Source organism: Citrobacter sp. Ce129 (genome assembly GCF_030334545.1).
GTDB classification, from domain to species: domain Bacteria; phylum Pseudomonadota; class Gammaproteobacteria; order Enterobacterales; family Enterobacteriaceae; genus Citrobacter; species Citrobacter europaeus.
Genome location: NZ_JAOWDS010000051.1, coordinates 153,878 through 180,091, shown reverse-complemented (window position 1 = coordinate 180,091; position 26,214 = coordinate 153,878). Strand labels below are relative to the sequence as shown.

Here is a 26,214-nt window from a genome sequence, read left to right as displayed (position 1 = left end):
TCTATACCGAAGCATACGTTTTGCGATATTGCAGCGGGGTTTTACCCATGTTTTTGCGAAAACAGGTAATAAACCAGGCGTATTCGGAGAAACCAACCTGAGCAGCAATATCGCGTACCGAGCTATTGGTATGTAACAGCAGTTCGCAGGCCTGACGAATGCGGCGCATCATCAGGTATTCCTGAATGGTACCGCCGGTCTCTTCGTGAAAACGGCGGGAGGCATGGCCCCGCGAGCACCCCATCTCGCTGGCGATATCTTCCAGCGAGCAGCGCTTGTGAAAGTGTGTTTCGATCCAGCGGATAATGCTGACCGAAAATGTATTTTGTCCCGTGGCCTGCGCCTGATGTGGCAGCAGGCTAATGAGCTGCATCACCAGAAATGCGCTGTCGCTGATGCTGAAGGTCTGACTTTTGAGCTGTTCTTCAAAACGGCTCAGCAACGTTTCAATCACCGGTTGAACGTCACCGACGTCAAACACCCGTGCTTTCTCTCCCCTGGCGCACAGCTGACGCAGTAGCATTTGCTGCCGAGGAAAATCCCGCAGGTACTGCTCAATTTGTGGAGCATTAAAGTGCAGCGTTGTGCGGTGATAAATATTACGTGCATCCTGTTCGACAAACACTTTATGCAACTTTCCCGGCGGGAAAATAAAAATACGCCCGGGTTTGACGGTGTACTGTTGGTGCTCCATAAGCGCGATGCCTACTCCCTGAGAAACCGACAATATCTCCACACACTGGTGCCAGTGATAGTAGTTGGCTGGCATATCCTTCATACGATTAAAGTAAATCGACTTGTCGTTGAGGTTTATATGCTCAAGATAACTACTGTCTTCCGTCCGCTGCATTTATGTCTCGCCTGTTCATGTGAACATACTTAAGTTTTTATCACTGTAATCGAATTTTCTCCGCAAAATGCAGATGAATGTTGTACTTCATCACCAGCGTTGTGTGGAAATACGACGATTATCACATTTGTATGTCAGCTCAAATCCTTATTATGCGCCCAATACTTCATCAAATGAAACGAGGTTTCATTATGCGAGCAAGGCAAGAGTATGCAGAAAAGGCGCGGCAATGGTTGGCATCAGCCATTCCTCATCTCTCATGCGATAACACGCGTTTGGACGTGGGCGAAACGTCCGCACAATATCCAATGGACATCGCCGGTATGGAGGGGTTTGCACGTCTGTTATGGATCCTTTCACCGCTGTTAAGCGCAGGAGACGCGGGTGAGTATCGTGAGGCTTTTATTCGCGGTATTCGCCATGGCTGTGACCCCGAACATCCAAACTATTGGGGTAATCTGGTCGATAACGATCAGCGCTGCGTGGAAATGGCTGCCTTTGGCGTAGCGCTGGCGCTGCCGAATACCGGATTATGGGATGCGTTAACCGCCGATGAGCAGGATAATCTGGAGCGCTGGTTACGACAAAGTGCTGATATCCAAATCCCGGATAATAACTGGCACTTCTTCCCGGTATTGGTGCAGGTCGGTCTTAAATGTGTCGGACGCCACTATGACATGATGGTCATTGATAAGCATCTGAACGCGATTGAGCCATTCTGGCTTGGTAACGGCTGGTATTCCGACGGTGCAGGTAAACCGCGCGATTACTATATCTCCAGCGGGTTTCATTTTTACAGTTTGCTGTACAGCCATCTTATGCAGGACGCTGATCCTGAACGTTGCCTGCGCTATCGCCAGCGCGCGCGTCAGTTTGCCAGGGATTACATCTATTACTTTACCTGTGACGGGGATGCAATTCCGTTTGGCCGCAGCCTGACTTACCGTTTTGTTCAGGTTGCGTTCTGGAGCGCCGTCGTCTGGACAGGGTTGGATGTCTTTACGATCCCTGTCGTCAAAGGCGTGATTTTACGCCACCTCGACTGGTGGTTAGCGCAGCCTTTCATTGGCCCGGATGGTTTATTCACGCTGGGATATACCTACCCGAATCTGGTGATGACCGAAGACTACAACAGCCCATGCTCACCCTGGTGGGCATGTAAGGCGTTGCTGATTCTGGCGCTGCCGGAACAGAGCGCATTCTGGCAAGCCGAGTCAGCCCCGTTGCCTGAACCTGAGCCGATTCATCCGATAAAGGAAGCCGGACAATTTATCGTTCATGATGATGCAAACCGACACGCCTGGATGCTGATGTCCGGGCAGTACGACCGCAATAACTTTGTCAATTTCGATGCCAAATACGGCAAATTTGCTTACTCCAGCCACTTCGGTTTTACCCTGGAGCGCGGTCATTATGGTCTGAACCATGCTGCCTGTGATTCGATGCTGGTGTTCAGCGAACAGGATAACTACTGGCGTGGACGTCGTGAGTGCGACGCTGTTGAAATGACGGATGCGTTAATCCGAAGCCGTTGGCACCCGTGGTCAAACGTCATCGTCACGACCTGGCTAATCCCGTTTCAGCAAGGACATATTCGCATTCATCGCGTTGAAACTGCGCGCCAGCTTGACTGTGTCGAGGGGGGATTCGCGCTTAACCGGCATCAACTCATCGATACCAAAACTGCACCGCACGGGGTCACGCTTCGTGCCAGCTCCGGCGTATGCCAGATAACCGATCTGTTGGCAGAGCGTCAACCGGAGGTCGTCACAACGCCACCCAACAGCAACATTCTGTATGCATCACCGGGGGAGATCCCCTGTCTTCGTAGCACGCTTACGCCGGGCACGCACTGGCTGGCCTGCGCCGTCAACGCCACATCGTTTTCCTCGCTGTCACCTGCGGCAGCAATGGCGTTCGACCGTGAGAATCAGGTGCTAACGCTGGGTGTGAAAACGCTGGAAATCATATAACTGACGCATGTGCGGAGAAAAATAATGACTAACCCTGTTCAGTCGACGCGCTCGGCTTACATCAAACTGAGTCTGTTTGTATTTCTGTTTACCTTTACCTGGGCGGCCAGCTTTGGCCTGTACGCTATCTGGCTGGGAGATAAAGCCGGGTTGGATGGTGTGGAGATCGGCACGGTATTTGCCGTGAACGGCGTTTTTGCGGTAGTTATCAAACCTGTTTACGGTTACATCATGGACAAAATGGGCATGAAAAAACATCTGCTCTATTTTGTCTGCCTCGTTTCGGCCCTGATGGCGCCATTTTTCATCTGGTGTTACCTGCCGCTATTACAAACGCATTTTATCAGCGGGATGATCGTCGGTGCGCTTTTTTTCAGCCTCGGCTGGTATGCGGGGGTGGCGGCGGAAGAGTCCTATGTTGACCGCTTCAGCCGTTTGTACGCGATGGAGTTTGGCCGGATCCGCATGTGGGCCGCGCTGGGATGGGCAACGGCGTCTTCATTCTCTGGGTATCTCTACAATATTTCGCCCAAAATCAACTTTGTAATCAGTAGCGTTTCCGCGCTGTGCATGTTTGCGGTTCTGCTGACGCTGAAAGTTGATCACTTTGGCCAGGAAGAGAATGACGTCCTGTCGAAAGAGAAGATTGTCATTGGCGATGTGTTCGAGTTGCTGCGCAATAAGAAATTCTGGACCTTTGCGCTGTATATCGCGGGAGTGGCATGGATGATGTTTATTGCCGAACAGCAGTTCTCTCGCTATTTCGTCACCTTCTTTAGCACTAAAGAAGAAGGCAACGCCATGTTTGGCTACATGAGTACCGCGCAGTCAGCCGCAGAGTTTTTCGGCATGATGCTGGTGCCTGCCATTATTAACCGCATAGGCGCTAAGCAGGGGATGATCCTGACCGGTCTTGTGATCAGTCTGCGTTTGATTATTTCCGGAGTAACTAACGATCCGCTGATCATCTGCCTGGTGAAGCCTTTGTATGGGATTGAAATCGCCCTGATTCTGGTGTCGGTCTTCAAATACATTGCCGAACATTTCGACAAACGCGTTAACGCCACGATGTACCTGTTGGGCTATCAGGCCATGATTTACGTCGGTTCTATTGTCGTGGCACCGCCCGCCGGCTATGCCTACCAAAAAATTGGTTTTGAGCATACCTATCTGATTATGGGCGTGGTTGCTCTGGTATTTACCGGAATCTCCGCCATCACGCTTTCTACTTGCTATCAGCACAAAAAAAACACTGCAGCCCCTGTCCATGGGCAAGAAGCCACCCATTAAAGTGAAGAAAACGAGAGAATTATGTCTGTGACTATCCGTAAAGAACCGATCGTTCCTGTTGTCCTGCGAAGCGGCGAGCGCGCTGCTATTGCGCAGAAGATTCGCCGCGCTTTACCGGTCATTTTATCTGCTATCGATCGTAACAGCGATTATTTTGGCACGCGTTTTCCGGATGCGGCATGTGAAAATGGTCGCTACCCAATTATCGATAATCAGGAATGGACCACCAGTTTCTGGACTGGCCAGCTGTGGCTGGCGTGGGAATGGACGCGTAATGATGCGTATCGTACGTTGGCCGAACAACATGTCCGTTCTTTTGGCGAACGTATTGCCAGTAGGGATCATACCAATCACCACGATCTGGGTTTTCTGTACAGCCTTTCATGTATAGCGGCCAATAAACTAACCGGCAATCGCGAGGCGACTTATATCGCGCAGCAGGCGGCAGAAGTGCTGATGGAACGCTATCACGAGAAATGCGGCATTATTCAGGCGTGGGGCGAACTGGATAATCCGGAGCAGCAGGGCAGGATGATTATAGACTGCAATATGAATCTGCCCTTGCTGTATCAGGCAAGCGCCAGCACCGGCGATCCACGCTATGCTGAAGCGGCGAAAAATCATATAGAGCAGGCGCGACGTTATATTGTGCGCGAGGACGGCTCAACGTTTCATACGTACTATATGGATGTGCGCACCGGGGAACCGCGGTTTGGCAATACGCATCAGGGTTTTTCCGATGATTCCTGCTGGTCGCGCGGGCAGGCATGGGGTGTTTATGGCTTTCTGCTGAATTATCTCTATACCGGAGATGAGCGGCTTCTGGAACTGAGCCAGACGCTGGCAAATTACTTTATTAATCGTTTGCCGGAAGATCTTATCTGTTATTGGGATTTGGCGCTTACCGATCCCAACAGTGAAAGGGATAGCTCTGCCAGCGCGATTCTCGCCTGCGCGCTGCTGGAGCTGGTAAAACAGCTACCGGCAACCCATCCGGAACGTGAAAGTTATGAAGCGTTGGCATTAAGGATGATTGCGCGAATGCTTGATGATTATCTAAATGCTGCGCATGAAGCAGGCGAAGGATTATTAAAACACTCTGTTTATTATTTTAAAGGTAACGTCGGTGTGGATGAGTGCTGCGCGTGGGGGGATTATTTCCTGATGGAAGCGATGACCCGTGCAATATCCTGCTGGAAAAGTTACTGGTAATATTCCGCTCCCTCGGTTAAATATTCAGGCTATTGATTTAGCAGGGGGGGATTTTATCTCTGTACGGCGAGGAAAATATAATGAAAAGCAATAATATTAATGCAGCCATATTAATGGCTGCACTGGTCATGCCTGTAACTGGCGCTATGGCCACGGAAAATAATACGACTACTGCCCCTCAGGCGAAATCGACACCCTTTACTACCGTGTATTTTGCACCGCGTACGCAGTACCGTACGGCCAGCAAAGGTTTTTTGCAGCGATTAATGTTAACCGGGGTGGTACAGGACTCAGACAGTATATTTAAAAGCATGTACTGGAGTTTTGAAACCGATGCCGATCTTGGTAAAAATATGGACCAGTGGAAAAGCAGCTATCAGGAAGCCGAGTTTAACAAGCCTTTTGCTCTGGGTGATAGTGACTTCTGGCTTGAGCCCGGCGTGGTGTTTCACTGGGAGTCTGCAGGTTCACGTGTCGACCCTTATATTGGTATTGGCTATCATTTTGACCCAACGCTGGGGGCTGTACTACGCTACCGATATAACCATCAAAACCATGACAGCGAAACGTTGCAAGGCGACTGGGATGACTCTTCAGAGCACCGCGTTGATATTTATTTAACCAAGTATTTTACGCCAAACTTCTGGGTGCAATATAATCCAACGTATTACAGTAAAACCCATGGCGATAAATTTGAGTATGCTAACGGCAAGAATCATACTCTGCAGCATAACTTTGTATTTAATTTCCATGCCACACCGCGGTTTTATCCATTTTTTGAATTAGGCTATCTTGATAAATACAAAGATGGTGATGATACAAAAAATGAATATCAAATCAGGGTAGGGTTTAAATATAACTTAAACTAATTCCGGCTTACGATGATAATTGCTTTGGCGCGTGCACTGAAATAAACCGCGCCACCGCCGGGCCGGTTAATAAAATGCTGAACAGCCGCAGGGTTTGCATCGCCATGATCAACGCCATATCGGCGTGACTCCCTGCGGCAATCACCGCAACAGAATCCACCCCACCGGGACTAGTCGCCAGATAGGCGGTGAGAAAATCTATCTGCATGTAATGCGCCAGCCCCCAGGCCATAGCGGCGCAGATCGCCATCAGTGAAAAAATGGACAACAGGATCTGCGGTAAGGGGCGCAACGCCGTTAAGAAAATCTGCTTGTCAAAGCCAAGGCCGATTTGCCAGCCGATGGCCATATAAGCTATTGCCAGCAGCCATTCCGGCAGTTCAATCACTATTACGCCACTGGCATTCAGCAGTGCGCCTGCCAGCATAGGCAGCAACATCGCGCCTGAGGGGATGCGCAGTAAGCGCCCGGCTATACCGGCAACGGCGGCCAGTGCCAGGGTACTGAACAGATTACCGCTCAGTGGCGGAAACCAGACGATTTGTTCACTGACCGCCTGCGCCTGATCGCCCATCATCAATCGGGTGACCAGCGCTGCTGCCCCGACCACCAATAGCACGCGCAGATACTGCATAAACGCCACCAGCCGGATGTCGGCGCCAAATTCCTGGGCCATCGCGACCATCGCCGCCGCGCCGCCAGGTGAAGAACCCCACGCGCCGGTGTTCCCCGGTAGATTACTGTAGCGCACCAGCAGCCAGCCGATTACCGCACTGCTGATAAGGGTCGCCAGCAGGATAACAATCACCATCGGCCAGTGGGCCGCAAGGGTTGTGAAGATTGAACCGGTTAGATTTTGGGCAATCATACAGCCGAGAATCGCCTGCGCACCAAGAAATGTGCAGCGGGGAGGGTGCAGCGAAATGCCGCGCATACTGAAGATGATGCCGACGATCATCGAACCGAGCAGCAATGGTCCTGGAAGATGGATAAACAGAAAGAGCAGGGAAAGAAGGAGCGATAGCAGAAACAACAGGCTCCACTGCAAAACAGGCATCCCATGCTCCTGAGTGAAATGACGGAAATCTCAGTAAATCATAGAGAAAGCGCGATGAGAATAAAATAATGTGGATCAAGAAAAAACAGGTCGGATTCTGGCGTTACTGCCTTATCCGACCCGGGAGAATTAATAGCTGAAAGCCGGACAGGCGTTGGCGCCGTCCGGCAGACAATTAACGCTTAATATCAGACTTAAAATCACGCTTGTCGTAGCCGGTGTACAGCTGACGCGGACGAGCGATTTTCATGCCGTCGGTGTGCATTTCGTTCCAGTGCGCAATCCAGCCAACGGTACGCGCCATGGCGAAGATAACGGTGAACATGGAGGACGGAATACCCATCGCTTTCAGGATGATGCCGGAGTAGAAGTCTACGTTCGGGTAGAGTTTCTTCTCGATGAAGTACGGGTCGTTGAGCGCAATGTGCTCAAGTTCCATCGCCACTTCCAGCAGATCGTCTTTGGTGCCCAATTCTTTCAGCACTTCGTGGCAGGTTTCACGCATGACGGTAGCGCGTGGGTCATAGTTTTTGTAAACACGGTGACCAAAGCCCATCAGGCGGAAGGAATCATTCTTGTCTTTCGCGCGGCGAACAAATTCCGGAATGTGTTTAACAGAGCTGATTTCTTCCAGCATTTTCAGCGCAGCTTCGTTTGCGCCGCCGTGTGCCGGTCCCCACAGGGAAGCAATACCGGCCGCGATGCAGGCAAACGGGTTAGCGCCAGAAGAACCCGCGGTACGTACGGTAGAGGTTGAGGCGTTCTGTTCGTGGTCAGCGTGCAGGATTAAGATACGGTCCATTGCGCGTTCCAGAATCGGATTGACTTCGTATTTTTCGCACGGCGTGGAGAACATCATGTTCAGGAAGTTACCGGCGTAAGAGAGGTCATTACGCGGGTACACGAACGGCTGTCCAATGGAATATTTATAACACATTGCTGCCATGGTTGGCATTTTGGACAGCAGACGGAAAGCGGCGATTTCACGGTGACGTGGATTATTCACATCCAGCGAGTCGTGGTAGAACGCAGCCAGCGCCCCGGTAACACCGCACATAACGGCCATCGGGTGAGAGTCGCGGCGGAAACCGTGGAACAGACGGGTGATCTGCTCGTGGATCATGGTATGGCGAGTGACTGTGGTTTTGAACTCGTCGTACTCTTCCTGCGTCGGTTTTTCACCGTACAGCAGGATGTAACACACTTCCAGATAGTTAGACTCGGTCGCCAACTGATCAATCGGGAAGCCGCGATGCAGCAAAATACCTTCGTCACCATCAATGAAAGTAATTTTGGATTCGCAGGATGCGGTAGAGGTGAAACCTGGGTCAAAAGTAAACATCCCTTTTGAGCCAAGGCTACGAATATCAATAACATCTTGACCGAGCGTACCTTTCAGCACATCCAGTTCAATAGCAGCGTCACCATTTAGAGTGAGTTTTGCTTTAGTATCAGCCATTTACGGTCTCCTTAGCGCCTTATTGCTTAAGACTGCCGGAACTTAAATCTGCCTTCGTACATCAATAAACCGTTACCAGTTTGTTATTTGGCTCGCCGCTCTGCGAAAGAGGGGATGACCTGGGTACAGAGCTATGGGCGCTTGCAGGTAAAACGGTCTTTTCATGGCGAATAAACTGCAAATCAAGAACTTAGCAATCCGAATTATTAAACCTGTCTATCACTAATAACTGTCCTGACGGTATTGGTCAATACTTCCACACTGTTACATAACTAAATCTCCGGTGAAAGAGTGACCCCATAACTTTTACGCATTATATGCTTTTTCTGGTGTCGTTTGTAACAACTTTGTTTAATGATTGTCAAATCAGATGATTAAAAATTAAAATAATGTTGTTATCGTGACCTATGTCACTGTTCGGGATAAAACCCGACAAACTATATGTAGGTTAATTGTAATGATTTTGTGAACGTCCTATACTGCCGCCAGGTCTCCGGAATACCCTGCAATCCCGAGCCAACCAGCGTTGTATCGTGTCGTTTTAGCATCTGGAAGCAGTGTTTTATATGACGCGTAGTTATAGTAAGGACGCTGTCTGACCCGCACGCAGACCGGAGGAAGGAAATCCCGTCGTCTTTCAGGCTACAGGTGTCTTCATCTTCTGTACCCGAAGTCCAAAGGGAATAATAAGAACAGCATGTGGGCGTTATTCATGATAAGAAATGTGAAAAAACAAAGACCTGTCAATCTGGATCTGCAAACGATCCGGTTCCCAATCACGGCGATAGCGTCCATTCTCCATCGCGTATCCGGAGTGATCACCTTCGTGGCGGTCGGGATTCTGTTGTGGTTATTGGGTACCAGCCTTTCCTCCCCTGAAGGTTTCCTCACCGCGTCATCCATTATGAATAACTTCTTTGTGGAGTTAATTCTGTGGGGGATCCTGATTGCGCTGGCATATCACGCCGTAATGGGCATTCGCCATCTGTTGATGGATTTTGGCTATATCGAAGAAACCCTCGAAGCAGGGACACGCTCCGCCAAAATTTGTTTCGTTATCATTGTCGTGCTTTCACTTCTCGCAGGAGTCCTCGTATGGTAAGCAACGCCTCCGCATTAGGACGCAACGGCGTACATGACTTCATTCTGGTCCGTGCTACCGCTATCGTTCTGACGTTATACATCATCTATATGGTCGGCTTCTTCGCCACCAGCGGCGAGCTGACGTTTGAAGTCTGGACCGGTTTCTTCTCATCGGCATTCACCAAAGTCTTCACCCTGCTGGCACTTTTCTCCATCTTGATTCATGCCTGGATCGGCATGTGGCAGGTGTTGACCGACTACGTTAAACCTCTGGCTGTGCGCCTGATTCTGCAACTGGCTATCGTCGTTGCGCTGGTGGTTTACGTCATTTATGGATTTGTTGTGGTGTGGGGTGTGTAATGAAACTGCCAGTCAGAGAATTTGATGCTGTTGTGATTGGTGCCGGCGGCGCAGGTATGCGCGCGGCGCTGCAAATTTCCCAGAGCGGTCAGACCTGTGCGCTGCTCTCCAAAGTGTTCCCAACCCGTTCCCATACCGTATCCGCACAAGGTGGCATCACCGTTGCGCTCGGTAATACCCATGAAGATAACTGGGAATGGCACATGTACGACACCGTTAAAGGGTCGGACTACATTGGTGACCAGGACGCTATTGAATATATGTGTAAAACCGGTCCGGAAGCGATTCTGGAGCTGGACCACATGGGGCTGCCGTTCTCTCGCCTCGACAATGGCACAATTTATCAACGTCCGTTTGGCGGCCAGTCGAAGAACTTCGGCGGCGAGCAGGCGGCACGTACCGCGGCAGCGGCAGACCGTACCGGTCATGCGCTGTTGCACACGCTGTATCAGCAGAACCTGAAAAACCACACCACAATTTTCTCCGAGTGGTATGCGCTGGACCTGGTGAAAAACGCCGATGGCGCCGTTGTCGGTTGTACCGCGCTGTGTATCGAAACCGGTGAAGTGGTTTACTTCAAAGCCCGCGCAACCGTGCTGGCGACCGGCGGTGCTGGCCGTATTTATCAGTCCACCACCAATGCCCACATCAACACCGGTGACGGCGTGGGTATGGCTATCCGCGCTGGCGTGCCGGTGCAGGATATGGAGATGTGGCAGTTTCACCCAACCGGCATCGCCGGCGCAGGCGTTCTGGTAACAGAAGGCTGCCGTGGTGAAGGTGGCTACCTGCTGAACAAACACGGCGAGCGCTTTATGGAGCGTTATGCCCCGAACGCGAAAGACCTGGCGGGTCGTGACGTGGTGGCGCGTTCCATCATGATCGAAATCCGTGAAGGTCGCGGCTGCGACGGCCCGTGGGGTCCGCATGCCAAATTGAAACTCGACCACCTGGGTAAAGAAGTGCTGGAATCCCGTCTGCCGGGCATTCTCGAACTGTCTCGTACCTTTGCTCACGTTGACCCGGTCAAAGAGCCGATTCCGGTTATCCCAACCTGCCACTATATGATGGGCGGTATTCCGACCAAAGTGACTGGCCAGGCGCTGACTGTAAACGAACAGGGCAAAGATGTGGTGATCCCGGGGCTGTTTGCTGTCGGCGAAATCGCGTGCGTGTCGGTTCACGGCGCCAACCGTCTGGGCGGCAACTCGCTGCTGGACCTGGTGGTATTTGGTCGTGCGGTGGGGCTGCATCTGCAGGAATCTATCGCTGAGCAGGGTGACCTGCTGGATGCGACCGAAGATGAAATCGATGCTTCTCTGGCGCGTCTGAATCGCTGGAACGGTAACCGCAACGGTGAAGACCCGGTGGCAATTCGCAAAGCGCTGCAGGAATGTATGCAGCACAACTTCTCGGTATTCCGCGAAGGCGATGCGATGGCGAAAGGTCTGGAAGAGCTGAAAGCGATCCGCGAACGTCTGAAAAATGCCCGCCTGGACGATACCTCCAGCGAGTTCAACACCCAGCGCGTTGAGTGTCTGGAGCTGGATAACCTGATGGAGACCGCGTACGCCACTGCAGTATCTGCAAACTTCCGTACCGAAAGCCGTGGCGCGCATAGCCGCTTCGACTTCCCGGAACGTGATGATGAAAACTGGCTGTGCCATTCCCTGTACCTGCCAGAGTCGGAATCCATGACGCGACGTCAAGTCAATATGGAACCGAAGCTGCGCCCGGCATTCCCGCCGAAGATTCGTACTTATTAATGCGGAGACAGGACAATGAAACTCGAGTTTTCAGTTTATCGCTATAACCCGGATGTTGACGACGCTCCGCACATGCAGGATTACACCCTGGAGGCGGAAGAAGGGCGCGACATGATGCTGCTGGATGCATTGATGCAGTTGAAAGAAAAAGATCCGTCGCTGTCGTTTCGTCGCTCCTGCCGTGAAGGGGTTTGTGGCTCCGACGGTCTGAACATGAACGGCAAAAATGGACTGGCCTGTATCACACCTATTTCTGCGCTGAATCAGCCGGGCAAGAAAATTGTCATTCGCCCGCTGCCAGGTTTACCGGTTGTGCGCGATTTGGTGGTAGACATGGGGCAATTCTACGCACAGTATGAGAAGATTAAGCCTTACTTGTTGAATAATGGGAAAAATCCGCCGGCTCGTGAGCATTTACAAATGCCTGAGCAGCGTGAGAAGCTCGATGGGCTGTATGAATGTATTTTGTGTGCATGCTGCTCAACGTCCTGCCCATCATTCTGGTGGAACCCGGACAAGTTTATTGGCCCGGCAGGCCTGCTGGCAGCGTATCGCTTCTTAATTGATAGCCGCGATACCGAGACCGACAGCCGCCTGGAAGGTTTAAGTGACGCTTTCAGCGTATTCCGCTGCCATAGCATCATGAACTGCGTCAGCGTATGTCCGAAAGGGCTGAACCCGACGCGCGCCATCGGCCATATTAAGTCGATGCTGCTCAAACGTAGTGCGTAAGTTGTTGTAGTGGTTGCCGGATGGCGACGTAGCGTCTTATCCGGCCTACAGGTGAAATCCCGTAGGCCTGATAAGCTAAGCGCCATCAGGCAATATAAGTGCAGGAAACCTCTAAAAACTGCCTCTTATCTCTGACAGTTTTTAAAGGTTCCTTCGCGAGCCAAATAAAAAGAGCTCGCAAGTGAACCCCGGCACGCACATCGGTGTGCGTGGTAGTATCCACGGCGAAATACTCGTCATAGATCACGTTGCATGTGCGTTGGCTGCACTTGCTCACCCCGGTCACTTACTGGATGTAAGCTCCCGGGGATTCGCAAGCTTGCCGCCTTCCTGAAACGTGATCTATTTAGAGTATTAAATAAGCAGAAAAGATGCTTAAGGGATCACGATGCAGAACAGCGCTTTGAAAGCCTGGTTGGACTCTTCTTACCTCTCTGGTTCTAACCAGAGCTGGATAGAACAGCTCTATGAAGACTTCTTAACCGACCCTGACTCGGTAGATGCTAACTGGCGTTCGACGTTCCAGCAGTTACCTGGTACCGGAGTCAAACCGGATCAACTCCACTCAAAAACACGTGATTATTTCCGTCGACAGGCGTTGATTACCCCACGTTACTCTTCTTCTATTTCCGACCCTGATGCCAATGTGAAGCAGGTTAAAGTCCTGCAGCTCATTAACGCCTATCGTTTCCGCGGTCATCAGCATGCGAATCTCGATCCGCTGGGACTGTGGCAGCAAGAAAATGTGGCCGATCTGGATCCTTCCTTCCACGATCTTACCGATGCGGATTTCCAGGAAAGCTTTAACGTAGGTTCTTTTGCCGGCGGCAAAGACACGATGAAGCTGAGCGACCTGGTTGTCGCGCTGAAACAAACCTACTGCGGCCCGATTGGCGCCGAGTATATGCACATCACCAGCACCGAAGAAAAACGCTGGCTTCAGCAGCGTATCGAGTCTGGCCGTGCCGCGTTCAGTAGTGAAGAGAAAAAACGCTTCCTTAGCGAACTGACCGCAGCAGAAGGTCTGGAACGCTACCTGGGCGCTAAGTTCCCGGGCGCAAAACGCTTCTCGCTGGAAGGCGGTGATGCGTTAATCCCAATGCTCAAAGAGATGATCCGCCACGCTGGTAACAGCGGTACCCGTGAAGTGGTGCTGGGCATGGCGCACCGTGGTCGCCTGAACGTGCTGGTTAACGTACTGGGCAAACGCCCGCAGGAACTGTTCGACGAATTTGCGGGCAAACATAAAGAACACCTCGGCACTGGCGACGTGAAGTACCACATGGGCTTCTCATCGGATATCGAAACCGAAGGCGGTCTGGTGCATTTGGCGCTGGCGTTTAACCCATCGCACCTGGAAATCGTTAGCCCGGTGGTTATCGGTTCCGTACGCGCACGTCTGGACAGGCTGGACGAGCCGAGCAGCAATAAAGTCCTGCCAATCACCATTCACGGTGACGCGGCAGTTACCGGGCAGGGCGTAGTTCAGGAAACCCTGAACATGTCGAAAGCGCGTGGTTACGAAGTGGGCGGTACCGTTCGCATAGTCATCAACAACCAGGTGGGCTTTACTACCTCTAACCCGCTGGATGCGCGTTCCACACCATACTGCACCGACATCGGTAAGATGGTTCAGGCGCCTATTTTCCACGTCAACGCGGATGACCCGGAAGCGGTCGCTTTCGTGACGCGTCTGGCGCTGGATTTCCGTAATACCTTTAAACGCGATGTCTTCATCGATCTGGTGTGCTACCGCCGTCACGGCCACAACGAAGCTGACGAGCCGAGCGCAACCCAGCCGCTGATGTATCAGAAAATCAAAAAGCATCCGACCCCGCGTAAAATCTACGCTGACAAGCTGGAAGCGGACAACGTCGCCACACTGGAAGATGCGACCGAAATGGTCAATCTGTATCGTGACGCGCTGGATGCTGGTGAATGCGTGGTGAAAGAGTGGCGTCCAATGAATATGCACTCCTTCACCTGGTCGCCGTACCTCAACCATGAGTGGGATGAAAACTACCCGAACAAAGTTGAGATGAAGCGTCTGCAGGAGCTGGCAAAACGCATCAGCACCGTGCCTGAAGCGGTTGAAATGCAGTCGCGTGTTGCCAAAATTTACGGCGACCGTCAGGCCATGGCCGCAGGCGAGAAGCTGTTCGACTGGGGCGGCGCAGAGAATCTGGCCTACGCCACGCTGGTCGACGAAGGCATTCCGGTTCGTCTGTCGGGTGAAGATTCCGGTCGCGGAACCTTCTTCCACCGTCACGCGGTGATTCACAACCAGGCGAACGGTTCAACCTACACGCCGCTGCAGCATGTGCATAACGGACAGGGCACGTTCCGCGTATGGGACTCAGTACTGTCTGAAGAAGCCGTGTTAGCGTTCGAGTACGGTTATGCCACCGCAGAACCGCGTACGCTGACCATCTGGGAAGCGCAGTTCGGCGACTTCGCCAACGGTGCGCAGGTGGTTATCGACCAGTTCATCTCTTCCGGCGAGCAGAAATGGGGCCGTATGTGTGGTCTGGTTATGCTGCTGCCGCACGGCTATGAAGGTCAGGGGCCGGAGCACTCCTCCGCGCGTCTGGAACGTTATCTGCAACTTTGCGCTGAGCAAAACATGCAGGTTTGCGTCCCGTCTACCCCGGCACAGGTTTACCACATGCTGCGTCGTCAGGCGCTGCGCGGTATGCGCCGTCCGCTGGTGGTGATGTCACCGAAGTCGCTGCTGCGTCATCCGCTGGCGGTGTCTACGCTGGACGAACTGGCAAATGGCGCCTTCCTGCCAGCTATTGGCGAAGTCGATGAACTTGACCCTAAAGGCGTGAAGCGTGTCGTGATGTGTTCTGGTAAGGTTTATTACGACCTGCTGGAGCAACGCCGCAAAAACGACCAAAAAGATGTCGCCATTGTGCGCATCGAACAGCTCTATCCGTTCCCGCATAAAGCGGTGCAGGAAGCGCTGAAACCGTTTGCTCATGTACATGATTTTGTCTGGTGCCAGGAAGAGCCGCTCAACCAGGGCGCATGGTACTGCAGCCAGCATCATTTCCGTGAAGTAATTCCATTTGGGTCAGCTCTGCGTTATGCAGGTCGCCCGGCCTCTGCCTCTCCGGCAGTAGGATATATGTCTGTTCACCAGAAGCAGCAGCAAGATCTGGTTAATGACGCGCTGAACGTCGATTAAATAAAGGATAAATAATGAGTAGCGTAGATATTCTTGTTCCCGACCTGCCTGAATCCGTAGCGGATGCAACGGTTGCAACCTGGCACAAAAAACCGGGCGATGCAGTACGTCGTGATGAAGTACTGGTAGAAATCGAAACTGACAAAGTGGTACTGGAAGTACCGGCATCAGCGGACGGTATTCTTGATGCGGTTCTGGAAGATGAAGGGACGACCGTCACTTCTCGCCAGATCCTCGGTCGCCTGCGTGAAGGCAACAGCACCGGTAAAGAGACCAGTGCCAAGTCTGAAGAAAAAGATTCTACCCCGGCGCAGCGCCAGCAGGCATCTCTTGCTGAGCAGAATAACGATGCCCTGAGCCCGGCGATCCGTCGCCTGCTGGGTGAGCATAACCTCGAAGCCAGCGCTATCAACGGCACCGGCGTTGGCGGTCGTATCACCCGTGAAGATGTTGAAAAACATCTGGCCAAAGCTCCGGCTGCGAAAGCAGAAGCAAAAGCACCGGCAGCAGCACCAGCCGCACAGCCTGCGCTGGGCGCTCGTGGTGAAAAACGTGTTCCGATGACCCGTCTGCGCAAACGCGTAGCCGAGCGTCTGCTGGAAGCGAAAAACTCCACCGCCATGCTGACCACGTTCAACGAAGTCAACATGAAGCCAATCATGGATCTGCGTAAGCAGTACGGCGACGCGTTCGAAAAACGCCACGGTATCCGTCTGGGCTTTATGTCTTTCTACGTGAAAGCGGTCGTTGAAGCGCTGAAACGCTATCCGGAAGTGAACGCGTCCATCGACGGCGATGACGTGGTTTACCACAACTACTTTGATGTCAGCATGGCGGTTTCCACGCCGCGTGGCCTGGTCACGCCGGTCCTGCGTGATGTGGATCTGCTGGGTATGGCTGATATCGAGAAAAATATCAAAGAACTGGCAGTTAAAGGTCGCGACGGCAAGCTGACGGTCGAAGATCTGACGGGCGGTAACTTCACCATCACTAACGGTGGCGTGTTCGGTTCCTTGATGTCTACGCCGATCATCAACCCACCGCAGAGCGCCATCCTGGGTATGCATGCCATCAAAGATCGTCCGATGGCCGTAGACGGCAAGGTTGAAATCCTGCCGATGATGTATCTGGCGCTGTCTTATGACCACCGTCTGATCGATGGTCGTGAGTCAGTGGGCTTCCTGGTAACCATTAAAGAGTTGCTGGAAGATCCAACGCGTCTGCTGCTGGACGTGTAGTTAATAAGAGTATCACCTGCCCCGTAGGTCTGGACGCTTATCAGGCCTACGGGTAAAAGATAACGATTACCTGAAGGATGGACAGAACACATGAACTTACATGAATATCAGGCAAAACAACTTTTTGCCCGCTATGGCTTACCGGCACCGGTGGGTTATGCCTGTACTACTCCGCGTGAAGCCGAAGAAGCTGCATCAAAAATTGGCGCAGGCCCGTGGGTAGTGAAATGTCAGGTTCACGCTGGTGGCCGTGGTAAAGCGGGCGGTGTGAAGGTGGTAAACAGCAAAGAAGACATTCGCGCTTTTGCTGAGCACTGGCTGGGTAAACGTCTGGTTACTTACCAGACAGACGCCCATGGTCAACCGGTAAATCAGATTCTGGTTGAAGCCGCGACCGACATTGGTAAAGAACTCTACCTCGGCGCAGTTGTTGACCGTAGCTCCCGTCGCGTGGTCTTCATGGCCTCCACCGAAGGCGGCGTGGAAATCGAAAAAGTGGCGGAAGAAACCCCGCACCTGATCCACAAAGTGGCGCTCGATCCGCTGGCAGGTCCTATGCCTTACCAGGGCCGTGAGCTGGCGTTCAAACTGGGCCTGGAAGGTAAACAGGTTCAGCAGTTCACCAAGATCTTCATGGGTCTGGCGACTATCTTCCTGGAGCGCGACCTGGCGCTGATCGAAATTAACCCGCTGGTGGTGACCAAACAGGGTGACCTGATCTGCCTCGACGGCAAACTGGGCGCTGACGGCAACGCGCTGTTCCGCCAGGCTGATCTGCGTGAAATGCGCGACCAGTCTCAGGAAGATCCGCGTGAAGCGCAGGCTGCACAGTGGGAACTGAACTACGTTGCGCTGGACGGCAACATCGGTTGTATGGTTAACGGCGCGGGCCTGGCAATGGGCACCATGGACATCGTTAAGCTGCACGGCGGCGAACCGGCTAACTTCCTCGACGTGGGCGGCGGTGCGACCAAAGAGCGTGTAACCGAAGCGTTCAAAATTATTCTCTCTGACGACAATGTTAAAGCCGTACTGGTTAACATCTTCGGCGGTATCGTACGTTGCGACCTGATCGCTGACGGTATCATCGGCGCGGTAGCAGAAGTGGGCGTTAACGTTCCGGTCGTGGTCCGTCTGGAAGGTAACAACGCTGAACTCGGCGCGAAAAAACTGGCTGATAGCGGCCTGAATATTATTGCAGCGAAAAGTCTGACGGATGCAGCTCAGCAGGTTGTTGCCGCAGTGGAGGGGAAATAATGTCAGTTTTAATTAATAAAGATACCAAGGTTATCTGCCAGGGCTTCACCGGTAGCCAGGGGACATTCCACTCTGAACAAGCGATTGCTTACGGTACACAAATGGTCGGCGGTGTAACGCCTGGCAAAGGCGGCACCACGCACCTGGGGCTGCCGGTGTTTAACACCGTACGTGAAGCGGTAGAAGCGACCGGTGCCACCGCCACCGTTATCTACGTTCCGGCACCGTTCTGCAAAGACTCCATTCTGGAAGCGATTGATGCGGGCATTAAGTTGATTATCACCATCACCGAAGGCATCCCGACGCTGGATATGCTGACCGTGAAAGTGAAGCTCGATGAAGCCGGCGTGCGCATGATCGGCCCGAACTGCCCAGGCGTTATCACCCCGGGCGAATGCAAAATCGGCATCATGCCGGGCCACATTCATAAGCCGGGTAAAGTGGGCATCGTTTCCCGTTCCGGTACGCTGACCTATGAAGCGGTTAAGCAGACCACCGACTACGGTTTCGGCCAGTCTACCTGTGTGGGCATCGGCGGCGACCCGATCCCTGGCTCTAACTTCATCGACATCCTGAAGCTGTTCCAGGAAGATCCGCAGACTGAAGCGATCGTCATGATCGGTGAGATCGGCGGCAGCGCGGAAGAAGAAGCGGCGGCTTATATCAAAGATCACGTGACCAAGCCGGTTGTGGGCTACATCGCTGGCGTTACCGCGCCGAAAGGCAAACGTATGGGCCACGCGGGGGCAATCATCGCAGGTGGTAAAGGTACGGCGGATGAGAAATTTGCTGCGCTGGAAGCCGCAGGCGTGAAAACTGTTCGTAGCCTGGCCGATATCGGCGAAGCGCTGAAAACCGTTATTAAGTAAGAACTAAAAAAAACAGCCCTGACTCTCTGCATAGTCAAGGGCTGGTCCCGTTTCGACATGGTTGGCCATCTGATGATGGCCTTTTTTTTGCCCGTAACTCAGCTTTCCGCCAGCGCCTTCAGCCAGCGAATGCCGCTTTCCGGTGAGGTCATTACCGGTACCGGCGGGGCAGGGAGCTGCTGTAACACCCGCGCCATCGAGGCCTGCGCCAGCATCACGACATCCGCCTGGCTAAAGGCGCTCTGTAATCCTTCACTGACGATACGGTCATGGGTGTCCATATCTCCCGCTAACAGCGCATGGAAGGCGTCTTCCATTAATATCGGCGTGATAGTGCGCTGCTGACCGCTCTGTTGGACTTTGCGCTGCACGTAATCCAGCGTCGGCTTCAGCGTGGTGGCGACGGTAGCCAGCACGGCGATCCGCTCGCCTTTTTCAATCGCCTCTTCCACCATCGCGCAGTCAATGCGCGCGAGCTGGAGTGGGGTCATAAACTGGCATTGTTCCACCGCAGTACCAATTGAGGAACAGGCGGTAATAAAGATATCGCAGTCCGCCTTTTCAGCAATATGCACATAGTCGGCGATACGAGCGGCAATATCTGGCGTCACGCCCTGGGCCTTCATTACCTGCTTGATCATGGATTCTTCAACCAGGTGCATAACTTCCACGTCCGGCATAATGTCGGCGATCAGTTGTTGCATCATCGCAAGCGTGGCTGCACTGGTATGCAGCATGGCGACTTTTTTCATTGGGCAATCTCCTTGAGTAACGTTTCCGCGACGGCCAGCGCCGCATCATGATCTTCCTGTGCGGATAAACCGCCTACCGCGACGGCTCCGAGGCATTTCCCCTGGTGCAGAATCGGGATCCCGCCCGGCAGCGCTGTAAAACGCGGGTCGGCAAAATAGCCAATATCCAGTTGCTCTTTCTGCAGACGCTGTAAAAATGCCTGCGTTGTGCAACCCAGGCGGCTACTGGTGCGCGCTTTACGCTGGGCTAACTCGATGGTTAACAGTTTGGCGTTATCCATCCGCGCAAAGCTAAGCAGTTCTCCATTGGTATCGCATACGGCCACGCTTAATGGGCGATTTGCGTAACATGTTTCGGCAAGCTCTAGCGCACAGGTTACGGCGCGCAGGGCGTGTCCCAGAGTGAGAGTTTTCATCGTGATTATCCTTTCGACAGATTTTCGCAAGCGGGTTGAACGGGATCTTTGGCTGCAGCTGCCTGCGCCTGTCTGGCGTCTTTTTTGCGCCAGTAGTTGGCGAGCAGCGAGCCGCTAACGTTGCCCAGCGGTGTCATCACCGCTGATGCGAGGCCAACGGTTGCCAGTTTGCCCATCGCCGCGGCAAGCCCGGACGCCATACCGCCGTTTTGCAGTCCGACTTCAAAGGCCACGGTACGGGCAGACTGCACGTCCATGCGGAAGATCCAGCGACTCATCAGATAGCCAATCAGGAAACCACCGAGGTTGTGCATCAACATGGCGAAGCAGAGCAGGAAGCCGACCTGTACCAGGTTGTCGCGTCCGGCTGCGGCTGCGGTGGTGGTAAAGAAAATGATCCCCATCATTGAGATGGTTGGCATGACCTTCTTCACGCCCGCCACGCGGCCATACAGCCAGTTGTAGAACAATGCCCAGACGAGACCGCCTGCCATGAAGTTGAGGACTACCGCGTACATCTGCGCTTCGGCGCTGGCGTGACCAAACAGCGCGTCCCAGCCGCCGGCAATCATATACAGCAGCCAAAGTGCGCCGATCCCGGCAAGCACCTGCACAACACGGCGACCGCGTACGCCTGCATAGGTTTTCAGATAGTCATGCAGAATTGCCGCGCCGATGGGAATTAATACGATTTTCACCACGTCCATCACCATCGCGGTGAGCTGGATATCGATCATCGAACCCGCCAGCAGATTAACCCACAGCGGCGTCATCACCGTTGCCGCCAGCGTTGAGACGGCGGCGATTGACACCGCCAGCGCGAGGTTGGCGTTGGCGATGTAAACCATCACCGTCGACGAGAGACCGCTGGGGCAAGCGCCAATCAATAAAATGCCTACCGCGACTTCAGGCGGAAAATTGAATACCAGAGTGATGGTCAGGCCGAGCAGGGGCATGATCACGAAATGGCAGAAGGTACCGATAAACACGGCCCACGGCATTTTGGCGACATCAATAAAATCCTGGATCGTTAGCTTAGTGCCCATGCTGAACATGGTGGCCTGAATCACGAGGAACACGATCCATTTATGGGTGATATTGAAACCGCCCCAGACGATCAGATCCGTAGACCAGGTCATGGCGGCAACAAAACCGGCGATGATCCACAGCGTAAACTGATAGCTGCGTAAACCAGGCCAGTAGCCTGCACCGGCGGCGAATCCGGCGGTGAACATCACCAGCCCCGGCTGCCACAGGGCCGCGGACTGGATGAGTGCGCCGATAATCGCCAGCGCCGCGCCCGCAACGCTGACGCCGAGTCCGGTTTTGTGAATAACAGTGGTCATAGTCATGTTGAAATGTCCTTGCTGTTGTTATTGCTGCCGGGGAGGAATAGATAACATGCGCCGCGCAATTTCCGGTGTTGCGACTTTTTTATCCATACTCTGAATGAGCGTAGCGAGTTTGGCGACCTGCTGATAATTATGCTGCGCTTTTTCTTCGGTGCTTAAATAATAACTATCTTCAAAGCCGATTCGCACTTCACTGGCCCCCATAGCGACGGCAGCAGCGATAATATCGAAATTCTTTCTGCCAAAATGGGTAATTCCCCATAAGGCGTCTCGTGGGATCATGCTACGCAGAGCAATTAATGCGTCAACGGTAGCAGGCGTACTGCCGCGGTGACCGAGAACGATATTAAAGAGCATGGGTTTTTGAAATTTAATTTTATCTTCAAGCGTCAGGATGTTATTAATCATGCCGATTTCAAAAACTTCAAACTCTGGAATAATATGGCGTTCGGTTATTTGCCGGGAACAATATTCCACATCCGGAGCGGGATTAAAGTACACCGCATCACCAAGGTTGACGGAACCGACGTTCAGCGAAGCCATTTCCACGCCGGGGCAGTCCAGTGGCGCGCAGCGTTCGGCGATGGACATTGAAGAGACGCCGCCGGTAGAAGCCTGAATAATCAGGTCCGAATGGCGCATGACGCGGTCGATGGTTGCCTGAAAGTCGGTAGTATCTGGTGTCAGGCGTCCTTGTTTATCGCGAACGTGTAAATGCACGATGGACGCGCCATGTTCTACGCTGGCGAGTATTTCCTGCGCCAGTTCTTCGGGTATAACTCTGGGGCAATCCGCGGCAACAGGTGCCAGCGAAATAATAACAGTATCCGACATTTTTTCCTCCGGTACAGAGATATTAAAATTATAGGTAAGGCGTCATCCAGTTTAATGAGTCGGACCCTGATGTTGACGGTTGATATTCACAGCCAATCCAGTCCTGGTAATTCATTTTTCTTATAAAATCAAATAACCATGTTTCATTTAATTCCCCGGTTCCCGGTTCATGACGATAAGGAACAGAAGCGATTTGAAAATGTTTAATAAGGGTAAAATAGCGTTCGATATTTTTCGCCACGTTGCCATGAATTTTCTGACAGTGGTAAATATCAAACTGTAAGCCGATATTTTTCCTGGCAACTTCGTGAATAATTGACTCGGCCAGCGGAAAGCTGTCAATAAAATAACCGGGCATATCCTGCGAATTTAATGGTTCAATCAGTACATCGATTTCCGCGTCTGCCATCACATCGCAGGCGATGCGCAGCCGGTTCGTCAGGAGATCGCGCTGGGCGTGTAGCGTCAGGTCGTCGCAGCGCAAGCCGGCCATAACGTGAACCCGGCGACAGCCCAGCGCCGTGGCATAATCGCGCGCTACGTTCAGGCTATGGCGAAATTCTTTGTCTCGATCGGGCTGTGCGGCCAGCCCTCGTTCACCTTGCGCCCAGTTGCCAGCCGGGGCGTTCATCAGCACCACCGGCAGGGATGTTTCCCGCTGAGCGGCTCGCAAATGCTCCAGCGGGTGCTGCCAGAGAAACAGCCCTTCTACGCCGCGAAAACCGGCCGCCTGCGCCGCCGCAAATCGCGCCGCTATCGGTAAATCTGTAAACAACCAGTCTAGATTAGCCGCTAACTTCAGCATGGCGCGCACCCTCCCGGCCATCAACCAGATGCAGCTTAACGCCCTGACTGGCAATAGTTTGCTGAGCGTTTTCCGGTAACCGGTTATCAGAAATAATGTCGGTCAACTGCTGCAGACCGCAGATGTGAAACATGCCGTATTTGCCAAACTTACTGCTGTCGCAGACCAACACCCGACGCCGGGAGACGGTGAGCACCGCTTCTTTGACCGAGGCTTTCCCTTCACTCGGTGTCGACATACCGCGTTCGGTATCCCATGACGAGGAGCTCAGAAACGCCACGTCAATATTAATGGTACGCAGAAAACTGGCGGCGCTTTTTCCAAGACATGAGCGGTTACGTTGATCCACCAGACCGCCGGTGTGATAGAGCGTAATGTGCGGCATATCCATCAAATAGTGGCTGATGGAAAAATCGTTGGTGACTACCGTCAGATTGAAACAGTGGCTGGCGGCGACCGCTTTCGCCACTTCAAACAACGACGTTCCGGCATCCAGATACAGCGTTTGTCCGGGCTCAATGAGCATTGCGGCAAGCTGGCCCATTTTGCGCTTCACGTCATGATTCAACTCGGCTTTTTCCCGCCATGGCAGTTCCGATTTCAACAGGTTGTTGAGCTTCACACCGCCGTTAATGGCGATAACTTTGCCTTCTTCTTCCAGCAATTGAATGTCGCGGCGCACGGTCATATGCGACACGCTCATCAAATCTGCCAGTTCATTAAATGAGGCGGCATTTTTTTCGTGCACGTAGCGGTAGATAAAATCACGTCGTTGCTCGGGGATCATCATCTCACCTCACGCTTGTCGGGAATGTTCAAGTTCGGCCACCGCCTCTTCTGAGAGCGGAACATAGCCGAGCGGTTTTAACGTCAGCCAGATGCGGGCGCTGTCTTCCAGCTCCTCGGCGTTAAACACTGCCTCACGCAGCGAGCGACCGCTTACTACCGGCCCGTGATTGGCCAGCAGCGCTGCCGTATGGTCTGCTGCAATTTCACTCAGCGCGCTGGCAATACCTTCATGGCCTGGCTTGAAATAAGGCAGCAGCGGCAACTGCCCGACGCGCATCACGTAGTACGGCGTTAATGGCGGCAGACAGTTTTTCGGCGTGGTGCACGGCAGACAGGAGAGCGCGGTCAGCCATGGAGAATGCAGGTGCACGACCGCGCCGCAGGATGGGCGATGCCGATACCACGCCAGATGCATGGGCACCTCTTTTGAGGGTTTGTCACCGCTGAGATGAACGCCGTTGGCATCAAGCCGACTTAGCGTGGCCGGATTAAGCTCGCCCAGACAGGAGTTGGTCGGGGTCACCAGATAGCCTCCATCCGGCAGTTTGGCGCTGAGATTGCCGGAACCGCCGCTACTGTAGCCGCGCATAAACAGGGAACGGCCATAATGGACGAGTAGTTCGCGCAGTTGGTGTTCACTCACCGGATTCATAATGCGTACTCCTGGGCAGTAAAAAAGAAATCTTCGTCACCAAAGTTGCCTGACTTCAGCGCCAGCGCCAGACCGGAAGAAAAGACCCACGGCACGCCTGGCGCGATGGCTTTGCCAACGGAAAGACGCTTCACCTGCAAGGCTTCCACCACGGTGCCGGATGTTTCTCCGCCTGCGACAATAAAGGTGTTTACACCTGCAGCCTGTAGCCTGGCGCTCAGTCGGGCAAAAGCGTGTTCGATTGCCTGGCTGGCAGCCTGTTCGCCGTACTCCTGTTGAATGCGTGTGAGTACGTCTGGCGGTTGGGTGGCGTATATCATCGGCGCGAATGGGTCGTTGATATGCGTCATCGTCCAGGCACACAGTTCATCGGTGTAGCGTTCTGCACCAGACAGGCAGCGAGCGACATCGAGCACTCGAGATGCTGCCGCGGTCTTATAACGAGTAACCTGACGATTGCTCATCGCCGAGCAACTACCGGAGAACACCACCGTTTTGGCAGGCAGTGGAAAAGCGTCCGACGGCTGGGGTTGCTGACCTCTGGCGCAGGCGGCCAGCGCGCCGCCAAGCCCGGAGCCCCCGGCTAACAGAGGACTGGCATGGAGTGCTTGCGCCAGCGTGTTGAGATCTGCTTCATCCAGCGTATCGACGATAATGTGACGCATACCTTCAGCCTGAAGTTGGGCCAGAGCGTTAGTGACCGCTTCCACACCTTGATGCAGCGTCCTGAGGTTGATGCAGCCAACCGCGCCTGGCGTTTGCGCGCTCAGCAGGCGCGGCAGGCTGGCATCGGTCATGGGATTGAGCGGATGCTTTTCCATTCCGGACTCGTTAAGCAGTACGCCGTTTACAAAAAGATGGCCGTGCACCACCGTGCGCCCGTTTTGCGGCAGGGCGGGGCAGTGGACGATCACAGGAGTCTGCAGGTCGTTCATCAACGCATCGCTGACTGGTCCAATGTTGCCTGTTGGCGTGGAGTCAAACGTTGAACAATATTTAAAATAGATCTGGCGGACGCCTGCCTTTTGTTTCAGCCAGCGGGCACAGGACAGAGACTGTGCGACGGCCTGTTCTGCGGGTAAAGAGCGGCTTTTTAGCGAGATGACGATAGCGTCAACCTCTTCATTCCAGCATTGAGCGGGATCAGGCATTCCGGGCAATAGCGCAACGCGCCACCCCTGCTGCGCCATAAAGCTTGCAATGTCCGTTGCGCCGGTGAAATCATCGGCGATAACGCCTGTGGTGACGGCCATGGATCAACTCCGTTCAGATTGTTTGCTAATTGAACATATTATTCAGGAGGGCCTTTCACATTCACATGATGATTATCACAAATAAGCACATCATTGATTCACAGTAAAAATGAGTAATCTATTGAAAATAATAGAGATAGATGTTGAGTGTTGCGA

At 53.1% G+C, this 26,214-nt stretch carries 24 protein-coding genes; 12 read left to right on the top strand and 12 right to left on the bottom strand.

The window, feature by feature from the left end; genetic code table 11:
• Position 1 precedes the first annotated feature (1 nt).
• Positions 2–850, bottom strand: a complete 849-nt coding sequence (locus OGV77_RS02925) for an AraC family transcriptional regulator (RefSeq protein ID WP_087051551.1) — start codon at positions 848–850, stop codon at positions 2–4.
• A 191-nt stretch (positions 851–1,041) separates the two neighbouring features.
• On the opposite strand from OGV77_RS02925, the gene OGV77_RS02920 reads away from it, so the two are divergent.
• From OGV77_RS02920 to OGV77_RS02905, 4 genes are all read left to right on the top strand, one after another.
• The gene (locus tag OGV77_RS02920; RefSeq protein ID WP_170928038.1) at positions 1,042–2,823 is read left to right on the top strand and encodes a DUF2264 domain-containing protein; all 1,782 of its coding nucleotides are present in this window, start codon (positions 1,042–1,044) and stop codon (positions 2,821–2,823) included.
• 24 nt (positions 2,824–2,847) lie between these two features.
• Positions 2,848–4,113 (top strand): oligosaccharide MFS transporter, encoded by a 1,266-nt coding sequence (locus tag OGV77_RS02915; protein WP_043015618.1) that lies wholly within the window; start codon positions 2,848–2,850, stop codon positions 4,111–4,113.
• A 21-nt stretch (positions 4,114–4,134) separates the two neighbouring features.
• Complete coding sequence (locus OGV77_RS02910; protein WP_043015619.1) at positions 4,135–5,325, top strand: glycoside hydrolase family 88 protein; 1,191 nt, start codon at positions 4,135–4,137, stop codon at positions 5,323–5,325.
• An 80-nt stretch (positions 5,326–5,405) separates the two neighbouring features.
• Entirely contained in the window at positions 5,406–6,194 is a 789-nt protein-coding gene (locus tag OGV77_RS02905; RefSeq protein ID WP_043015620.1) for an oligogalacturonate-specific porin KdgM family protein, read from the top strand.
• 7 nt (positions 6,195–6,201) lie between these two features.
• Here OGV77_RS02905 and OGV77_RS02900 read toward each other — a convergent pair whose 3' ends face one another.
• From OGV77_RS02900 to OGV77_RS24825, 3 genes are all read right to left on the bottom strand, one after another.
• The gene (locus OGV77_RS02900; protein ID WP_043015621.1) at positions 6,202–7,251 is read right to left on the bottom strand and encodes an AbrB family transcriptional regulator; all 1,050 of its coding nucleotides are present in this window, start codon (positions 7,249–7,251) and stop codon (positions 6,202–6,204) included.
• A gap of 175 nt (positions 7,252–7,426) precedes the next feature.
• Entirely contained in the window at positions 7,427–8,710 is a 1,284-nt protein-coding gene (locus OGV77_RS02895) for a citrate synthase (protein ID WP_043015622.1), read from the bottom strand.
• 206 nt (positions 8,711–8,916) lie between these two features.
• Positions 8,917–8,970 carry a hypothetical protein gene (locus OGV77_RS24825; protein WP_418135082.1) on the bottom strand — a complete coding sequence of 18 codons (54 nt, stop codon included), beginning with the start codon at positions 8,968–8,970 and terminating at the stop codon, positions 8,917–8,919.
• Between the two features lie 437 nt (positions 8,971–9,407).
• On the opposite strand from OGV77_RS24825, the gene sdhC reads away from it, so the two are divergent.
• From sdhC to sucD, 8 genes are all read left to right on the top strand, one after another.
• A complete protein-coding gene (gene sdhC, locus OGV77_RS02890) occupies positions 9,408–9,812 on the top strand; it encodes a succinate dehydrogenase cytochrome b556 subunit (protein WP_003831406.1) in 405 nt (134 codons plus the stop codon).
• Positions 9,806–10,153, top strand: coding sequence for a succinate dehydrogenase membrane anchor subunit (sdhD, locus tag OGV77_RS02885; RefSeq protein WP_005122550.1), 348 nt, complete (start codon positions 9,806–9,808; stop codon positions 10,151–10,153). Before sdhC ends, sdhD begins: the two co-directional genes overlap by 7 nt.
• Complete coding sequence (sdhA, locus tag OGV77_RS02880) at positions 10,153–11,919, top strand: succinate dehydrogenase flavoprotein subunit (protein ID WP_087051548.1); 1,767 nt, start codon at positions 10,153–10,155, stop codon at positions 11,917–11,919. The genes sdhD and sdhA overlap by 1 nt, the downstream gene beginning before the upstream one ends.
• 15 nt (positions 11,920–11,934) lie before the next feature.
• On the top strand, positions 11,935–12,651 hold the full coding sequence (gene sdhB / locus OGV77_RS02875; RefSeq protein WP_032948848.1) for a succinate dehydrogenase iron-sulfur subunit SdhB: 717 nt from the start codon (positions 11,935–11,937) through the stop codon (positions 12,649–12,651).
• A 388-nt stretch (positions 12,652–13,039) separates the two neighbouring features.
• Positions 13,040–15,841, top strand: a complete 2,802-nt coding sequence (sucA, locus tag OGV77_RS02870; protein WP_043015623.1) for a 2-oxoglutarate dehydrogenase E1 component — start codon at positions 13,040–13,042, stop codon at positions 15,839–15,841.
• Between the two features lie 14 nt (positions 15,842–15,855).
• Entirely contained in the window at positions 15,856–17,079 is a 1,224-nt protein-coding gene (odhB, locus tag OGV77_RS02865) for a 2-oxoglutarate dehydrogenase complex dihydrolipoyllysine-residue succinyltransferase (RefSeq protein WP_043015624.1), read from the top strand.
• Positions 17,080–17,169: 90 nt separating this feature from the next.
• A complete protein-coding gene (gene sucC / locus OGV77_RS02860; RefSeq protein ID WP_003022927.1) occupies positions 17,170–18,336 on the top strand; it encodes an ADP-forming succinate--CoA ligase subunit beta in 1,167 nt (388 codons plus the stop codon).
• Positions 18,336–19,205 carry a succinate--CoA ligase subunit alpha gene (gene sucD / locus OGV77_RS02855; protein ID WP_003022929.1) on the top strand — a complete coding sequence of 290 codons (870 nt, stop codon included), beginning with the start codon at positions 18,336–18,338 and terminating at the stop codon, positions 19,203–19,205. Before sucC ends, sucD begins: the two co-directional genes overlap by 1 nt.
• A gap of 98 nt (positions 19,206–19,303) precedes the next feature.
• Here sucD and OGV77_RS02850 read toward each other — a convergent pair whose 3' ends face one another.
• From OGV77_RS02850 to otnK, 8 genes are read right to left on the bottom strand one after another with little or no spacing between them, the layout of a single operon-like run.
• Positions 19,304–19,957, bottom strand: a complete 654-nt coding sequence (locus OGV77_RS02850; protein WP_087051547.1) for an aspartate/glutamate racemase family protein — start codon at positions 19,955–19,957, stop codon at positions 19,304–19,306.
• Positions 19,954–20,373, bottom strand: a complete 420-nt coding sequence (locus OGV77_RS02845; protein WP_087051546.1) for a GlcG/HbpS family heme-binding protein — start codon at positions 20,371–20,373, stop codon at positions 19,954–19,956. The genes OGV77_RS02850 and OGV77_RS02845 overlap by 4 nt, the downstream gene beginning before the upstream one ends.
• Positions 20,374–20,378: 5 nt before the next feature.
• Positions 20,379–21,725: a bile acid:sodium symporter family protein gene (locus tag OGV77_RS02840; protein ID WP_087051545.1), complete on the bottom strand. Its 1,347-nt coding sequence runs from the start codon at positions 21,723–21,725 to the stop codon at positions 20,379–20,381.
• Positions 21,726–21,746: 21 nt separating this feature from the next.
• Positions 21,747–22,559, bottom strand: a complete 813-nt coding sequence (locus tag OGV77_RS02835) for a beta-keto acid cleavage family enzyme (RefSeq protein ID WP_087051543.1) — start codon at positions 22,557–22,559, stop codon at positions 21,747–21,749.
• A 28-nt stretch (positions 22,560–22,587) separates the two neighbouring features.
• Positions 22,588–23,364, bottom strand: coding sequence for a hydroxypyruvate isomerase family protein (locus OGV77_RS02830; protein ID WP_087051542.1), 777 nt, complete (start codon positions 23,362–23,364; stop codon positions 22,588–22,590).
• Entirely contained in the window at positions 23,345–24,154 is an 810-nt protein-coding gene (locus OGV77_RS02825) for a DeoR/GlpR family DNA-binding transcription regulator (RefSeq protein ID WP_170928037.1), read from the bottom strand. Before OGV77_RS02825 ends, OGV77_RS02830 begins: the two co-directional genes overlap by 20 nt.
• Positions 24,155–24,160: 6 nt before the next feature.
• Positions 24,161–24,805 carry a 3-oxo-tetronate 4-phosphate decarboxylase gene (gene otnC, locus OGV77_RS02820; protein WP_047412567.1) on the bottom strand — a complete coding sequence of 215 codons (645 nt, stop codon included), beginning with the start codon at positions 24,803–24,805 and terminating at the stop codon, positions 24,161–24,163.
• On the bottom strand, positions 24,802–26,058 hold the full coding sequence (otnK, locus tag OGV77_RS02815) for a 3-oxo-tetronate kinase (protein ID WP_043015632.1): 1,257 nt from the start codon (positions 26,056–26,058) through the stop codon (positions 24,802–24,804). Before otnK ends, otnC begins: the two co-directional genes overlap by 4 nt.
• Between the last annotated feature and the right edge of the window lie 156 nt (positions 26,059–26,214).

Excerpts from the sequence above, each read along its gene's own strand:
- OGV77_RS02905 (WP_043015620.1), top strand. The coding sequence starts at position 5,406 with ATGAAAAGCAATAATATTAATGCAGCCATATTAATGGCTGCACTGGTC.
- OGV77_RS02850 (WP_087051547.1), bottom strand. The coding sequence starts at position 19,957 with ATGAAAAAAGTCGCCATGCTGCATACCAGTGCAGCCACGCTTGCGATG.
- sucA (WP_043015623.1), top strand. The coding sequence starts at position 13,040 with ATGCAGAACAGCGCTTTGAAAGCCTGGTTGGACTCTTCTTACCTCTCT.
- OGV77_RS02900 (WP_043015621.1), bottom strand. The coding sequence starts at position 7,251 with ATGCCTGTTTTGCAGTGGAGCCTGTTGTTTCTGCTATCGCTCCTTCTT.
- OGV77_RS02835 (WP_087051543.1), bottom strand. The coding sequence starts at position 22,559 with ATGTCGGATACTGTTATTATTTCGCTGGCACCTGTTGCCGCGGATTGC.
- OGV77_RS02840 (WP_087051545.1), bottom strand. The coding sequence starts at position 21,725 with ATGACTATGACCACTGTTATTCACAAAACCGGACTCGGCGTCAGCGTT.
- OGV77_RS02925 (WP_087051551.1), bottom strand. The coding sequence starts at position 850 with ATGCAGCGGACGGAAGACAGTAGTTATCTTGAGCATATAAACCTCAAC.
- sdhC (WP_003831406.1), top strand. The coding sequence starts at position 9,408 with ATGTGGGCGTTATTCATGATAAGAAATGTGAAAAAACAAAGACCTGTC.
- sdhA (WP_087051548.1), top strand. The coding sequence starts at position 10,153 with ATGAAACTGCCAGTCAGAGAATTTGATGCTGTTGTGATTGGTGCCGGC.
- OGV77_RS02830 (WP_087051542.1), bottom strand. The coding sequence starts at position 23,364 with ATGCTGAAGTTAGCGGCTAATCTAGACTGGTTGTTTACAGATTTACCG.
- otnK (WP_043015632.1), bottom strand. The coding sequence starts at position 26,058 with ATGGCCGTCACCACAGGCGTTATCGCCGATGATTTCACCGGCGCAACG.
- sucC (WP_003022927.1), top strand. The coding sequence starts at position 17,170 with ATGAACTTACATGAATATCAGGCAAAACAACTTTTTGCCCGCTATGGC.
- OGV77_RS02915 (WP_043015618.1), top strand. The coding sequence starts at position 2,848 with ATGACTAACCCTGTTCAGTCGACGCGCTCGGCTTACATCAAACTGAGT.
- OGV77_RS02845 (WP_087051546.1), bottom strand. The coding sequence starts at position 20,373 with ATGAAAACTCTCACTCTGGGACACGCCCTGCGCGCCGTAACCTGTGCG.
- sucD (WP_003022929.1), top strand. The coding sequence starts at position 18,336 with ATGTCAGTTTTAATTAATAAAGATACCAAGGTTATCTGCCAGGGCTTC.
- odhB (WP_043015624.1), top strand. The coding sequence starts at position 15,856 with ATGAGTAGCGTAGATATTCTTGTTCCCGACCTGCCTGAATCCGTAGCG.
- OGV77_RS02825 (WP_170928037.1), bottom strand. The coding sequence starts at position 24,154 with ATGATGATCCCCGAGCAACGACGTGATTTTATCTACCGCTACGTGCAC.
- otnC (WP_047412567.1), bottom strand. The coding sequence starts at position 24,805 with ATGAATCCGGTGAGTGAACACCAACTGCGCGAACTACTCGTCCATTAT.
- sdhD (WP_005122550.1), top strand. The coding sequence starts at position 9,806 with ATGGTAAGCAACGCCTCCGCATTAGGACGCAACGGCGTACATGACTTC.
- OGV77_RS02910 (WP_043015619.1), top strand. The coding sequence starts at position 4,135 with ATGTCTGTGACTATCCGTAAAGAACCGATCGTTCCTGTTGTCCTGCGA.
- OGV77_RS02895 (WP_043015622.1), bottom strand. The coding sequence starts at position 8,710 with ATGGCTGATACTAAAGCAAAACTCACTCTAAATGGTGACGCTGCTATT.
- sdhB (WP_032948848.1), top strand. The coding sequence starts at position 11,935 with ATGAAACTCGAGTTTTCAGTTTATCGCTATAACCCGGATGTTGACGAC.
- OGV77_RS02920 (WP_170928038.1), top strand. The coding sequence starts at position 1,042 with ATGCGAGCAAGGCAAGAGTATGCAGAAAAGGCGCGGCAATGGTTGGCA.